We start from the raw sequence: 13,404 nt of genomic DNA on the forward strand, positions 1-13,404 counted from the left end.
GATATAAAATTCATGTTTCGACAAGTTTTACTCATTAGTCGTTACATGGGGGCGTGCTTTTTGACAGCCTCCGCCAGGGCCGCTGCCAGCCGACCTAATGGCCTTTCTTCTTGCTCCAAAAGCACAACACAACGCGTTTTTTGCGGTGATCCGAATGGCTGGACTTCCAGGTGTTTGAGTTGTTCGAGGTTCTGGCTGGAAAGTGGAACCACTGACACCCCCAGACCACTGGCAACCATCTGGATGATCGCATCCTGACTGTCTAACTCCATACTGGTTTGCACGCGAAGGCGCAGCCGACGAAGCTCCCGGTCAATGGTACGCCCGGCCCATGCCCTGCGGTCAAAGCGGATAAACGGTAGTTGCTGAAGTAGCTGTCTAAAATCTAAACCTGCGCATGAGCCCGGAGCAATGATCCAAAAGCCTTCTTCGTAGAGTGTTGTACTAACCAAACCGTAAGGGTGCGGTTTCACAGGTTCTGTGGTGAGTGCGACATCCAACTCACCAGCCTCTACGCGCGTGGCCAATTCGGCAGACATGCCTGAGGCTACGTTTATGCGTAGATGTGGGTGCTCGGCAGCTAGCGCGGCCAGGGCCAAAGGCAACGCACTGGCCAGTGCAGTCTGGATGGCACCAATTTTCAGTCGACCCCGCAGCTCGTGATCACCTCCAATGTCCGAAGCAATGCTGTCGTAAAGTGCAACGATCTCGCGCGCCCGCTCCACCGCTAAGTGGCCTGCGTCGGTTAATACGGGCAATCGACGCGAGCGGTCAAACAACGAAGCGTTGAACTCCTCTTCAAGTGACTTTATGTGCAGGCTCACTGCTGATTGTGTGAGATGAACTGTGTCTGCGGCTCGCGCAAATGAACCGTGCTGAGCGATAGCAATTAAGGTACGAAGCGCGCGTAATGACATAGTGATCTCTCATGTGTTGCGGCCGGCAAGCACACCTCAGCGGCAGGAGCTCGTTGGTAAGCTTATTGGAGCGTTCCAAGCATGGCTGTTCGTTTTGCTACATTGTCCAGCAGGTATCATCCAGCCACCCAGCAAGTTTGCGTCCATGTGAGGTATGGGATTGAGGGCCACGTCACGAATGATGATCTGATCTGCTAGCAGTCATTCTCCTTGATCAGCGACCTGTTGTCGCATAGCACGGCAATAAGGCCAGCGTGACACCGCCAAGTACGACGGCTGATATCATCAATAGGTACAGCGATATCGGCTCGTTCAAAATTCGTACGCCTGCCAACAACACAATGATTGGAACGCTTAACTGAAGAGTGGCGGCTTGCTGGGAACTGATATGTCTGACGATGCGGTACCACAGCGTAGAGCCAAAACCTGATGTCAACACACCCGATGCAAGCGCGTACATCACTCCGGGAAATCTCATGTGAAGGCCACCTCCGAACACGGTTGCTGGAGCCAGTAAAGCAGAAAGGTGAGGCATCTCGCAAAATTGTCAGCGGTTTCCGCGAGTGGATTCACGGCTGATTTTCCGAACACTGAATAGGCGCCCTACGCCACGCCGGAAATCGTCATTAGCAATGCGGCTACCCAAGGGAGATGAACTGGCGCTTGGTAGCAACAACACGAACAACCCGCAGGCTGCCACCAGCATTCCGATTACCACGTTCTTCTGGAAGTGTTCACCTTGAGTCCAGGATAAAGTAAACATTGTGACTTGCACCGCGCCGAACAAAATCAGAAGCAGAAACAAGCCGTCGCTGGCTAACAGTATCGCCGTGAACGACTCGGTATCGATTTGACCCTCCATTAATGCCTGCCGACAAAAAATTGAATTTGGCGTAAATGCCATTGAACATAAGTCACTGAATATCCAGCATGGGCGGTTAGAACGGCCTCGATCAGCGTTTGTATTTATGATTATTGCCAAAAACCATGTAAATAGCAAAATTTTACCGTACTGGGTAGGTGATTACGCAGTAGCACTGAAAATATTGATTAAGTTCTATGCTTGTCCAAATTTGAGCTCGTTTAGAACAACGATCTTCTATGCTGATCGGGTCTATGTTCAGCGCTCCGAAGCGTGATGAGTTGTCACGCCACGATTCATCAGCAGTCGTTCATAGGGAGCGTTTTTTGCGTTGAATACCCTGCGTTAGTAAGCGGACGCTCAACATTCCTTTACAAGGTTTTTACGTTATTCGGTTTCGATGGCAGCTTCTTCCCCAATGCTTCTTGGCCTGCCTAAGAGCAGCAGCCAGAGTGAACCCCGGCAGCAGGTTCGAACAGTTACTCAACAATCGGGCAGTCTGGAGTGCTTGAAACGAATGGCCTGAGCGGTTAATCAATTAACTTATTTTTTATCACGCTCAGCTTTGCTTATGCGCGTAACTGATGATGGCCTCAGCCGTTTTGTTCCATTTGAAGGGTTTGGCTGAATGCTCGTTATGAGCTTCGATAAATTGACGGATAGCTGTTGTCAAATCGGCCGCGCTGGTGAAGGCGCCCCCTGTACAGCGCTCGTCTTTCCACTTGTGCAAACCAGCCCTCCACGGCGTTCAGCCAGGATGCGCTGGTCGGGATGAAGTGCAATTTGAAGCGTGGATGCTTTTCCAGCCACTACTTGATGAAGGCAGTTTTATAAGTTGAGCTGTTATCCAGAAGCGCATGCAAGTCCATTCCAGTTGGTGTGTTGCGATCGATCTGGTGCAGAGAGGCCAGAAACTCCTTGGCGCGATGGCGCTGGGTAATCCGTCCGATGACTTAGCCGGTCATGCTGTCGAGGGCTGCGTACAAGCTCGCTGTCCCATGACGCTTATAGTCGTACGTGCGGCGTTCGATCTGACCTGGGCGCAGCGGCAACATCGGCTGAGTACGATCCAAAGCTTGGATCTCAGTTTTCTCGTCAACCGACAGCACCAGCGCGTTATCCGGCGGGTTCAAATAGAGCCCAGCCACGTCGACCGACTTTGTCCGAGAAATGGGGATCATTGCTGATTTTGAGGATCTTCAGACGATGGGGTTTGAGGTCGGAAGCCGCCCAAAGCTGTCGAACCTGCCACGTGCTGACCCCAGCATATTTGGCCATCAAGCGAACGCTCCAATGTGTGGCCTTTTTAGGGACGCGCTTGGTCGTCAGCCTGAGAATTTCGTTGATTTTTTTCCGGCTACAAGCTTGAGTGGTTGACCGCTGCGCGGCAGATTCTCCAGCCCCTCAATTCCGGCTTCCAGATAGCGCTTTCGCCACTTAAATACCGTCGGCCGTGTGACCTGCACCTGGTCGATGACGGCCTTGGGTGTCATTCCATCACCCAACAGAAGTAGGATGCGAGTCTGTTCAACAAGGGCCTTCCCCAGGGTACTCATCCTCATCCAATCTTGCAGGGTAATGAGATCAGAAGGCGTTAAAGCGAAGGGAGAAGCTGGCCGAGGCATATGTATAACCAATCCATGACATTCGGCGCTTAGGATATCGTCGCTTGTAGGAAAATAAATTAACCGCTAAGGACACTAGAGTTTTAGCACATGGGTATGGCTACATTGAAGCAGGCACAGTGGACGACTATCTTTCGCTCGGCGTCATCGGTCGCATCGATGCAATGTATTCAGAGCGCGGCAGTATTTAAAGTAAGACTCCATCTAGGTGATTTTATTTTTGTGTAAGTAAAGTGGCTGCCACGCAAAGTGACTTAGGCCGCTATTGATTTTTTACAATGCGCCACATCTACTCTGTGGGTATTTTGCTCAAGCGCTGGTCGAGTAATTCAAGGGCTTGTTGTTGGATTTCTCCTTGTTGTCGTATTTCGGCGACGATTTCCTGTGCACGCTTATTGTTTGTCCACAAGGGTGTTAATGAGAGTTTGATGTTGGACTCAACAGTTCCCAAGTAATGCCCATCTGGTGTATAGAACTCCAGTGAAAGAAATGACTCCGGTTCCGAAGAGCGGTTGTTAATAAGTCGCGTTTTTATATCTAATATTGCAATGAGTGGCGAGTTGTTGCGTGAAGCTTGTTCAATTGATTGGTTGTTACGCACTTCGCCGAAGCGTTTTTTAAGTGACTGGGTGACGCCGTTTAAACTCAAGGCAGGATCTGAAGTCTCTACATATGCTTGGCGTATGGAGTCCATGTAAAAACGCGCGGTCCAGCTATTTTTATAATGGTTATTGTAGGTAATCAACTGTTTGATCGTTTCAGTTGCTGAATCAGAGATGATAAGGGCAATGGGGCTGGACGGCAATTTTGTTGGGGTCGAAAATTTATTGCCAGTTTCTTCGTGATGTTGTGTTTTTGCACAGCCTGAAATAACCAAAAACAAGATTGCCGATAACATCGGCTTTAGTAGGTTGAGTGGCTTTTTTGAACATTGAACGCGAGGATAGTTGTATGAGGTACACATGTCAGTACTCAAATATTGATATGGGGTGAAATGGTTGAAAGATGCATCTATTTGCGAGTTGTGGCCCGGAGACCCTTTTTCACGGTTACGCTGAGGCAGCGCAGCTTAATGCGGTGGTATTTGAAAACTCTTCGAAAGATAGTCTGGAACACCTGGATGCTAGGAGTTTGAGCAGAACCTGCAGTGACTTGGAGGAGAAATGAGCCAGCATGGAGGCCGCATCATACCAAACAAACTCTATCAACCACTCGCGGGAGCTTGGGTTTTTTTTAAATTTGCAGCCAACACAACGAGGAGAATTCTTTTTAATATTATTCAAGAGCAACAGTATTTCAAGATGTAGGCTCTCATCCATTTGAGTTTCAAGCTCGATGATGCTGCGTACTAATTTTGCCATGGTGAAGTTCTCTGAGGAATTACTCGCGCAGAATGAGTGTTGAGTGTCTAACTAGATTAATGATATGACATGAGATCAACTCGGAATCTATTGCGAGTTGTATGAAGACTTCACTCGTTGGGTGTGTATTTTTCAGGCTGTAAAATAACTATAAAATAATCTGGGTTCTTAGGAATGCCAAATCGTTGATCATTTCCGCCATTTTTGACGATTTTTATGTTTGGCCTATTCTTTGCTATGCGTAACGGTTTCGCTACTACTGATCAGTCGGCCTTCAAGGTTTTGACCTCAGAGCCTGCGACAATCTGCCTCAGTCATCGAGTTAGGCGTTGGTGCACCCTGTCATACGGGTGAATGCTTTTTGGTGTGGCAAGTTGTCGCAGTGCAGAACGTCGATAGGTGAGTGCTACCTTTGTGCATGACATGCGATTTCTCTTGGCAGGGTTAAAGCGGTGTCATCAGGCGCCAAGGCTTGAAAAAACCTTGGCGCTTGTTCTTATGTTCGAAGTTCATGATTTGGGCTAGGTGCGCAGACTAATACCACCTGAACTGTGCGTCTTACCTTACTGTGGTGACGTCTTGCCTTATGAAAATCGCGCGCAATGAACGCTCTCTCGTCGCATGGATTCTCTATGGATGCGTCCTGTTCAGCGCGTTCACCTGCGCCATCAGTCATGGTCAGATGGCCGGGTTGCAACTCGCTGGCCTTGATGGCCCGTCTTGTTCCATGGGTGGCAACTTCGACGCGGATGCTCAGTTTGATGATTCCGGCCTAGTCACGCCGATCATCGCCACGGACTCCATTTGCGTGCTGGTTAGCCTGTTCAGTGCCATTATTCTCGCCGCGTTTTTTTGTCTATGGGGCTTACTTGTTACCGACCAGACACGGCCTCTTCCCAACGTGCAACTCTCGCGACTAAATCGGTATTGCTGGCCTGCGGCAAATCCTCGCGCATCCCCTTGGGACTTCCCTCGCTCTGAAATTACCCGTCCAGTTTGGCTGTTATGCCAAGCAGCGTGCGGATTTATCGAATAAAAAGTCTGGAAGTTCTCTATGTTTCGCATGACTACTCTGACGCTGCTCGTCGGTAGCAGCACCCTTGCGTGGGCGCAAGATGACGCCCTGAAACTGCCTGCCGTCAACATATCCGCTGTTGCTGCCGAGTCCAAAGAGGCAACCGCTCTTAGTCTGGACAAGACCATCGACAGCGGTTCGCGCCTCAACCTGAGTGCACGCGAGAACCCCGCATCAGTTAGCGTGGCCGACCGTCAGACAATGGAGCGCATTGGGGCGCGTAACTTTCAGGACGCGGCCAATGCGTTGCCTGGGGTGAATGCTTCTGCACCCCCCGGCTGGGGAGGTTATGTAGCCTATCGAGGTTTCAACGGTGGGCAGATCGGCCAGCTATTTAACGGTATCAATCTGCAATCTGGCGGCGCGGTCCGTCCTGTCGGCGCTTGGATCTATGATCGAGTAGAGCTGCTAGGCGGGCCCTCGTCCTTTCTCAATGGCAGCGGGGCAGTGGGCGGCAGCCTGAACTTCATTACAAGGCTGGCCAGCCGCGATAAGGATAGTGTCGAGGGGCGGATGAGCTATTCGCGTTATGACACCTGGGAAACTGCGATTGGCGTTAATCAAGCCCTCAACCAGGGAGATGGGCCTCGGCACTATGCGCGCCTGGACTACAGCCGCACTCACACCAATGGCTACATCGATCGTCAGGAGAACGGAGCCGGTAATCTCGCGTTTTCGCTGTTGAGCGACGTCAACGACCAGCTATCCCACACACTCGCCATTGAGTATCTGGAAGAGCAGGAAGACAGTCCGTATTGGGGGTCGCCGGTGTTGCAACCGCTGACTGGCAAGCTGCATATCGATAAACACAACCGCTTCAACAATTACAACGTTGATGATGGGCGTTACGAACAACGTACTCGCTGGCTGCGCTCAATCACCAACTACCGTCTGGATGATGCCACCCAACTGCGCAATACCTACTATCACTACGATGGCCAGCGCGATTATCGAAACCTGGAGGTGTATCGCTACAATAGCGACAACACTGCCGTGTCTCGTTCTGGCGCCTACCGCCAGCGACATGACCAAGAGGTAAACGGTAATCGCCTGGAATTGACGCATACAGGTGAGTTGTTCGGTCAGGCCAGTGACTGGGCCTTCGGCTTGGAATACAGCCGCAATAAACAGTTCATCTATCCGCTGTCTATCAATAGCCAGTTCGGGGCGGCGGTAGATCCGAATGGCTTCGATCCAGGTAACTTTCTCGACATTCCAGGCATGAATACCCCCCGTACCAAGAGCCGTAGTACCTGGACGGACACTTCGTCGACATTTGTGGAAAACCGCACGCGGCTGACCGATCGCCTGGCGCTGGTTACTGCGTTGCGCTACGACCATATCGATTTTGAAGTGATTGATCATACGGCTCGAAATACGCTGAATCGCCGGTGGGACGCCTTCACCGGTCGGGCCGGATTAGTCTATGACGTGAGCGATACCGCCAGCGTCTACACCCAATACAGCACGTCCGCCGAGCCGCCAGGCGGAACACTGACCAGCGCCAGCATCGGCCAAGTCGGTATCTTTGACTTGAGCACAAGCCGACAGGTCGAGGTGGGTAGCAAACTCGACTTTCTCGAGGGGCGTGGATCGGCCACGGCAGCGGCCTATCGGATCGTGCGCAAGAACATCTCCGTACCATCTTCCACCCTGCAGAACACCACGGAGCAGGCCGGTCAACAGACCTCCACCGGTATCGAGTTGGCGGCATCGTTCAAGGTAACGCCGCAGTTACTGGCTGCCGGCAACTACGCCTGGGTGCGTGCCGAATACGACGAGTTCAATGAAACCGTTGGCGGGGTGGTGCATTCACGCAAAGGCAAGAACCCGGTGAACATTCCGGACCGTGTCGCGAACTTCTGGCTGACCTACGATTTGACTCCGGCGTGGCAAGTCGGGGCTGATGCGCGCTACGTCTCTTCGGTCTACGCCAACACGGCCAACACCATGTGGGTGCCGTCTTACACCGTTTACGGACTGTCCATCAAGCACGACCTTGACGCTCATACCGAGCTGAGCGCGCGCCTGCGCAACCTCACCGATGAGACCTACGCGCGCTTCATTCATCAGACCAACACCCAGTATTACCTGGGTGAGCCACGCAGCCTGGAAGTGGCTGTGCAGTGGCGTTACTGATGCTGTAACAACGCTGGGTGAGCGTTAACGCTACCCCACTTAGCCAACCCGGTAGGCGTCTATTTCAGGTACCGCCTGCCTAACTGAATAGGTAACCCCATGTTCCTGAAAAAATTCTTGCTGGCGTTCTCGCTCCTGTCTCTAGGGCACATTGCTCATGCACACGAGTTTCAGTCCGGCGACATTACAATTGTTCATCCGTGGTCACGTGAACTCCCTGCGGTGGCACCAACAGCTGCTGCGTATTTCGTTCTCAAAAATCAGGGTAGCGAAGCTGATCGCCTGCTTTCTGCAACTACTCGTGTCGCTGGCAGAGCAGAGTTGCACGAGCATGTACATGCGGGTGGTGCGATGAAGATGCAGCAGGTAATGAGCGTAGAGATTCCTGCTGGCGGTGAGGTGAAATTCGAGCCCATGGGCTATCACGTGATGCTGCTCAATCTGAAACAGCAAGCCAAAGCCGGTGAGCACTTTCCTCTTACATTGATATTCGAAAAGGCCGGTGCGCTAGAAGTCGACGTCGTCGTACAGAAGGACGCCCCTACGGAGCATCAACCTGACCATAGCCATAGCGAAGGCCACCAGCACTGACACTCAGGGTGGCAGGGGGGGCTTTTGGTGTGCCGCGCAGCCCCCTCGTTGTAACGCGCAAGAATATGTGCGTCGCGTGGAGACATGCCCTGAACGCATATTTTATAGCATTCTCACTAACGAGCTCGCATCGAGTTCTGATTGCAATTTCTGGAGTGGAAATGCGTCGTTTGCTGATGTTGGTGACCACTGTATGTGCAGTGGGCTCAGGACTTTTCTATTGGGTTATGAAGACAGAACTGTTGGATGAGTCGGCGCTGGCGAGCGCCGGTATTGTGCTGCTGCCCAGCCCGCATGTGCTACCAGATGTGCGATTGGCAACGGTAGATGGCCAGGCTTTCGACTCAGAATTCTTCGCCGGAAAGTGGACATTGGTACTTTTCGGCTACACCTTTTGCCCAGACATTTGCCCTACTGCCCTCAGTGAATTGCGGCAGGTGTATCTCGCTCTGCCGCCTGATGCGCGCAAGCTCATGGGGGTAACAATGGTCAGCGTGGATCCGCACCGAGATACACCCGAGCGTACCCAGCAGTACGTGAGTTTTTTCGACCCAAGCTTCACTGGCATGACCGGCAATCTTGCAGCGGTGCAGCAAGCCTCCAATGACATTGGTCTGCCATTTGTGCCAGGGGACATTGATCAGCTTGACTACACAGTCGTACATACCGGAAACCTTGCGCTGATAGATCCAGCAGGCAGGCAGGTCGGTTTTGTCAGAGGGCCGCTCAGGGTGAAGGAGCTGATTCGGATTCTGCCTGGGCTTTTCGCTCATAGCGTTTCGGAGTGATGCCTAATGTAAGCGTCAGGTGTGGGAGTGATTTAAAAGGGCGCGCGGAGAGGGCGCCTACTCCGTCATTGGACCCGGAGCAGAACTGACCGCCCATGCCGTTGAGTCTGGGTCGGTCATCTGCAAATACTGCAAATGGACTGAACAGGATGCAGGCGTAGAGCACCCAGGCGCTCAGCGAGCGGTGAGTGTGGACTACTTCAATAGCAACTCGTCAATGCATCTTGCTATGTTCCGGGGCGCCCAAGGCTCGGGCCGGGGCCTCGACCTGGATCGACTGCTTTTCACCCTTGGCGTCTTCGACGGTCAGGGTCAGCGGTACCTTGTCGCCTTCCTTAACCTGAGCCACCAAATCGATCAGCATCACATGGTAACCGTGAGGGCTCAGGCTGACCGCTTTGCCTGCCGGCAGATCCACCGACTCCACTTGTTGCATACTCATCACATCGTTTTTCATGCTCGACTCATGAATTTGTACGATCTTGGCCACTGGCGAGGTCGCGCTGATCAGCTTGCTGTCGCTAGTGGCGGTGAGCGTTATGAACGCCCCGGTCGCTTACTGACCGGCTACCGTTGCCCGAACCCAGGGCTCGCTGATCTTGACCTGGGTTTGCGCCGCGGCCTGTCCTGTTAGCGTCAGCAGTGACACGCTCAGAAACAGCTGTTTAAGGCGTTGGTTGTTGTTTTTTTTTGCAGGATTAGGGTTCATGAACGAACCTCCATGACAGTGAGTAAATCTTCCGCACATTCCTGTGCGGTCAGTGAAGCGGACAAACTCAAGCGCAGTCTGCCCAGGGAGTCATAGACATAACTGGTGGCAGTATGAGACAGGGTGTAGGTGTCTCCACTTGGGATTTTTTCATAAAACACACCGAACTCTTTAGCCGTGGCCGCAGTTTGCTCCAAGGTCCCATAGAGCGCCTGGAAGCTGGGGTCGAAGGCTTTGACGTATGCATCCAAGACCTTGGGCGTATCCCGTTCGGGATCCAGGGTGATGAAGATCACTTGCAGCCGGTCACCGTCACGGCCCATCAGTTTCTTGATTTTTACCGCCCTGGCCAAGGCGGTAGGGCAGACCGCCGGGCACTGGGTGAAGCCGAAGAAGATCATCACCACCACGCCTCTATAGTTGGTGAGCATCCGTGTTTCACCTTGTGGATCCTTGAGCTTGAAAGAGCGGCCCATGATCGTGTTGCTGAGATCCTTTGCGTATTTGAAGGACGGCTTGTTGCTGTCACATCCCGTCAACAGGCCCAGTCCAAGCACGCTCAGGCTGCCAAGTACTGCGCGCCGTGAAAATACCGATTTCATGGGGGCATCCTTTCTACAAAGAGTTCAAGAAACTGATCAGTGCTTCGCGTTGCGCCTGGTCAAACTGCAGTACAGCGTTACGCGAGCCTCTTGCTTCCCCGCCGTGCCAGATGATGGCTTCCATCAGATTTCGCGCGCGCCCGTCATGCAGGTACAAGGTATGCCCGCTGACTTGTTGCGTCAGACCGATGCCCCATAAAGGCGGCGTACGCCACTCATTGCCGTCAGCCAGGTATTCGCCACGTCCGTCGCCCAACTCATCGCCCATGTCGTGCAATAACAGGTCGGTGTAAGGGTAGATTTTCTGTTGGCTCAACTCGGGTTCTGCCGCCTCTGCAGTGACATAGGAGGGCACGTGGCAGGTCGCGCATCCGGCTTGGTGAAACAGGGCTTTGCCCCTCAGTATTTGCGGCGTATCCACGTCTCGGCGCATCGGCACCGCGAGGTTACGTGTATAGAACAGGATGCTGGCCAAGATGCTATCGCTGACCTCAGGGGTGCCACCGTTCAGGGCTTGCTGGCAGGCGACCTGATACTTCGTGCAGTCGTCCTGGTTCAAAACACGGCTGGTCAGCCCCATGTCGCCGGCAAAGGCATGGGCATTCTGCTGGTTGAGATTGGGTTGGCCGGCCTTCCAGCCAAAGCGCCCGATGACGGTTTTACCCTGGACGTCATCCCACACCAGGTTGACCTTGCCGCTGACGCGTCGTGAGCTTTCGGCTTGCTGCACTGCATTGGCGCGGATGTCGTTGTCGCTAATAGCCTCCAGCAAGCCCAGACCGATCATCGGTGGGGCGATGCGGGCTGAGAGTTGGGTCTCTGGATGCATCGGGCCATAGCCGAGCGAGTCGATGTGCATGTCTGGTTTACGCAGGCTAATCGGGCTGCGGTCGGAAAAAACCATGGGGATCTCGGTGTATTCGACCCGCACGCTACCTTCAGGCAAGTAGCCTGCTATCGCGGCATCCTGCAGTTGCCCGCCGTAGGTGGGCTCTGGCACCACGCCACCACGCTGTAACTGGTAGGCGTCCGTGGCGCTGGGCTTGATCGAGAGCCGGACCAACATCGATACCGCGGGGCCGTTGGCACCGGTCGGTGGGTGGCCGCGTCCATCCTTGATGTGGCAGCTCTGACAGGTGTCGGTATTGAACAGCGGGCCCAGGCCGTCACGTGCGTTCTGTTGCGTGGACGCAACCTTCCAGGGATTGCGGAAAAAGCCGTTACCGACAAAAAAATCCATTCGCCTAAGGGGCGACAGGTTGGCAGAGGGCATGGAAAACCCATTACTGTCTGTTTTGTCAACACTGGTCGAACCGCCAGAGAGCTTTTCACCAGGCTCCGGGGTGGCGAACTCCTCTGACGGCTGGCAGCCGCTTAGGGCGATCCACAATGCACACGCCAGCAGGCCACCGCTGGAGGCACGCCAGGGTTTTTGAGTGGTTGGCGAGGCTGTTGGGAAAGTATGCCAAAGGTGCCTTTTGAGCATTGCTTAAGACCGGGCCGCAGGAAGGGCCGTAAGTCTAACGACGCTATTTATTCTTAATAACCTGCGACATTCTGGCACACCTGTGATGTGCCGCTCGCGAGCGTTGGCTCTGTTGTCGGGGTGTGGCAGGTTGTCGCAGGATGGGTTGCCCTGATAGGGCGCCGCCCCTGATGGCCGATGCTTTGTGTAGCAGTTTACGCGACCCTAATCGCGCTTCAATCCACGTGCTGTTCGGTGTTAGAGTCGTCGCCATGAAACTGACCCGCTCAGACCGCTCGCTCATTGCATGGACGTTATATTTTTGCGTCCTGTTCAATGTGTTCGCCTGCGGGTTGGCTCATGGGCAGATGATGGGCCTGGAGCTCAATGGTGTAGGCGGGCAGTTCTGCTCGTCCCTAGGCAGCCCTGCACCGGCATCGAAAACGGATCTCACCGATCTGTCCGTCAGTGGTTGGTCAGGTAGTTTTTCCTGTCCGATCTGCTCGGCCTTGACCTTAAGCATTGCCTTGCTGTTTTGTCTTGGCTGGTTACTGCGCATTGGCCAAGTACGCCGGCCTGACCGCGAACAACGCTGCAAAGCCCCCCCTCGTTATTCCTGGCCCTCTGCCAACCCTCGTGCATCCCCTCTGATCTGACCTATGTAAACGGTTAGCTGTAATTAGCTAAACACCGCTTGTTTGCTGCCGCCCGTTTTTTACTCTTACTATGCAGGTGTGAGCGGGCAGTCGCTATTCAATAGTGATTATTCAGAGCGTTGCCGTATGCCTTTCTTGTGTTGCCTGCTGACAGTGCGCCTTGGCGCAATGTGTTATCTGAGCGGGCTGGCCTGATGCGCTGGGGTGGAATGAGTCGCGCCAGCCATCAGAATGCCTGGGTCGCAGCGTTCTTGGCGATTGTACTCAAACTCATGGCGCTGCCGATGGCCAGCGCCTTTGGCACTCTGAGCCTGGAGCAGTTGCTGACGGGCAGCTTTTGCTCGTCGGGTGGCGTGCAGCAAGTCTCGCTCACGCTGGAAAAAAAAGAGCCATCGCTCTCCGCCAAGGCGGATCAAGCCCATTGCTGTTGTTCCCAGTCCGTCGGTGCAGTACCGATTCCGGCGCAAGCGCTCGCGGTGCCAGAATTTATCGCCGCGTTCGTGTTGCGGCCGACCGAACCCTTGCGCTGGCTCTCGCCCCGAAGCCGCTGGCCATCGATCAACCCTAGAGCCTCTCCAGCACCTTATGTATGACCGCGTTTATCTAAGCCCTCT

Annotated in this window: 13 protein-coding genes and 3 pseudogenes; 6 read left to right on the forward strand and 10 right to left on the reverse strand. The window is 53.6% G+C overall.

Annotated elements, in window-relative coordinates:
• Positions 1-41: 41 nt before the first annotated feature.
• The 7 genes and pseudogenes from PspS04_RS09850 to PspS04_RS09870 form a co-directional block, all read right to left on the reverse strand.
• Positions 42-917 carry a LysR family transcriptional regulator gene (locus PspS04_RS09850; RefSeq protein ID WP_112196182.1) on the reverse strand — a complete coding sequence of 292 codons (876 nt, stop codon included), beginning with the start codon at positions 915-917 and terminating at the stop codon, positions 42-44.
• A 43-nt stretch (positions 918-960) separates the two neighbouring features.
• Positions 961-1,109 (reverse strand): annotated as a pseudogene (locus PspS04_RS27670) (FMN-dependent NADH-azoreductase); the annotation flags it as partial.
• A gap of 22 nt (positions 1,110-1,131) precedes the next feature.
• On the reverse strand, positions 1,132-1,452 hold the full coding sequence (locus PspS04_RS27675; protein WP_257792321.1) for a DMT family transporter: 321 nt from the start codon (positions 1,450-1,452) through the stop codon (positions 1,132-1,134).
• A 12-nt stretch (positions 1,453-1,464) separates the two neighbouring features.
• Positions 1,465-1,821, reverse strand: coding sequence for a hypothetical protein (locus tag PspS04_RS27680; protein WP_237234971.1), 357 nt, complete (start codon positions 1,819-1,821; stop codon positions 1,465-1,467).
• Between the two features lie 488 nt (positions 1,822-2,309).
• A pseudogene (locus PspS04_RS09860) lies at positions 2,310-3,404 on the reverse strand (IS630 family transposase).
• A gap of 289 nt (positions 3,405-3,693) precedes the next feature.
• Positions 3,694-4,368: a hypothetical protein gene (locus PspS04_RS09865; protein WP_159994890.1), complete on the reverse strand. Its 675-nt coding sequence runs from the start codon at positions 4,366-4,368 to the stop codon at positions 3,694-3,696.
• 85 nt (positions 4,369-4,453) lie between these two features.
• Positions 4,454-4,765 (reverse strand): hypothetical protein, encoded by a 312-nt coding sequence (locus tag PspS04_RS09870; protein WP_159994892.1) that lies wholly within the window; start codon positions 4,763-4,765, stop codon positions 4,454-4,456.
• A gap of 586 nt (positions 4,766-5,351) precedes the next feature.
• On the opposite strand from PspS04_RS09870, the gene PspS04_RS09875 reads away from it, so the two are divergent.
• The 4 genes from PspS04_RS09875 to PspS04_RS09890 all read left to right on the forward strand — a co-directional run bounded on the left by PspS04_RS09875 (position 5,352) and on the right by PspS04_RS09890 (position 9,358).
• Positions 5,352-5,801, forward strand: a complete 450-nt coding sequence (locus PspS04_RS09875) for a DUF2946 domain-containing protein (RefSeq protein WP_159994894.1) — start codon at positions 5,352-5,354, stop codon at positions 5,799-5,801.
• Positions 5,802-5,819: 18 nt separating this feature from the next.
• Positions 5,820-7,979, forward strand: coding sequence for a TonB-dependent receptor (locus PspS04_RS09880; protein ID WP_159994896.1), 2,160 nt, complete (start codon positions 5,820-5,822; stop codon positions 7,977-7,979).
• A gap of 99 nt (positions 7,980-8,078) precedes the next feature.
• On the forward strand, positions 8,079-8,570 hold the full coding sequence (locus PspS04_RS09885; RefSeq protein ID WP_159994898.1) for a copper chaperone PCu(A)C: 492 nt from the start codon (positions 8,079-8,081) through the stop codon (positions 8,568-8,570).
• A gap of 161 nt (positions 8,571-8,731) precedes the next feature.
• Positions 8,732-9,358 (forward strand): SCO family protein, encoded by a 627-nt coding sequence (locus PspS04_RS09890; RefSeq protein WP_159994900.1) that lies wholly within the window; start codon positions 8,732-8,734, stop codon positions 9,356-9,358.
• A gap of 214 nt (positions 9,359-9,572) precedes the next feature.
• Here the strand turns inward: PspS04_RS09890 and PspS04_RS09895 are convergent.
• From PspS04_RS09895 to PspS04_RS09905, 3 genes and pseudogenes are all read right to left on the reverse strand, one after another.
• Positions 9,573-10,067, reverse strand: a pseudogene (locus PspS04_RS09895) (copper chaperone PCu(A)C).
• Positions 10,064-10,669 (reverse strand): SCO family protein, encoded by a 606-nt coding sequence (locus tag PspS04_RS09900; protein WP_159994902.1) that lies wholly within the window; start codon positions 10,667-10,669, stop codon positions 10,064-10,066. The pseudogene PspS04_RS09895 and the gene PspS04_RS09900 overlap by 4 nt, the downstream one beginning before the upstream one ends.
• A gap of 13 nt (positions 10,670-10,682) precedes the next feature.
• Positions 10,683-12,155: a di-heme oxidoreductase family protein gene (locus PspS04_RS09905; RefSeq protein ID WP_159994904.1), complete on the reverse strand. Its 1,473-nt coding sequence runs from the start codon at positions 12,153-12,155 to the stop codon at positions 10,683-10,685.
• A gap of 251 nt (positions 12,156-12,406) precedes the next feature.
• Between PspS04_RS09905 and PspS04_RS09910 the strand changes: the two genes are divergently transcribed.
• Complete coding sequence (locus tag PspS04_RS09910; protein WP_159994906.1) at positions 12,407-12,790, forward strand: DUF2946 domain-containing protein; 384 nt, start codon at positions 12,407-12,409, stop codon at positions 12,788-12,790.
• Positions 12,791-12,999: 209 nt separating this feature from the next.
• Positions 13,000-13,383: a DUF2946 family protein gene (locus tag PspS04_RS09915; RefSeq protein ID WP_237234973.1), complete on the forward strand. Its 384-nt coding sequence runs from the start codon at positions 13,000-13,002 to the stop codon at positions 13,381-13,383.
• The last annotated feature ends 21 nt before the right edge of the window (positions 13,384-13,404 follow it).

It is taken from the genome of Pseudomonas sp. S04, from assembly GCF_009834545.1.
Classification (GTDB): Bacteria; Pseudomonadota; Gammaproteobacteria; order Pseudomonadales; family Pseudomonadaceae; genus Aquipseudomonas.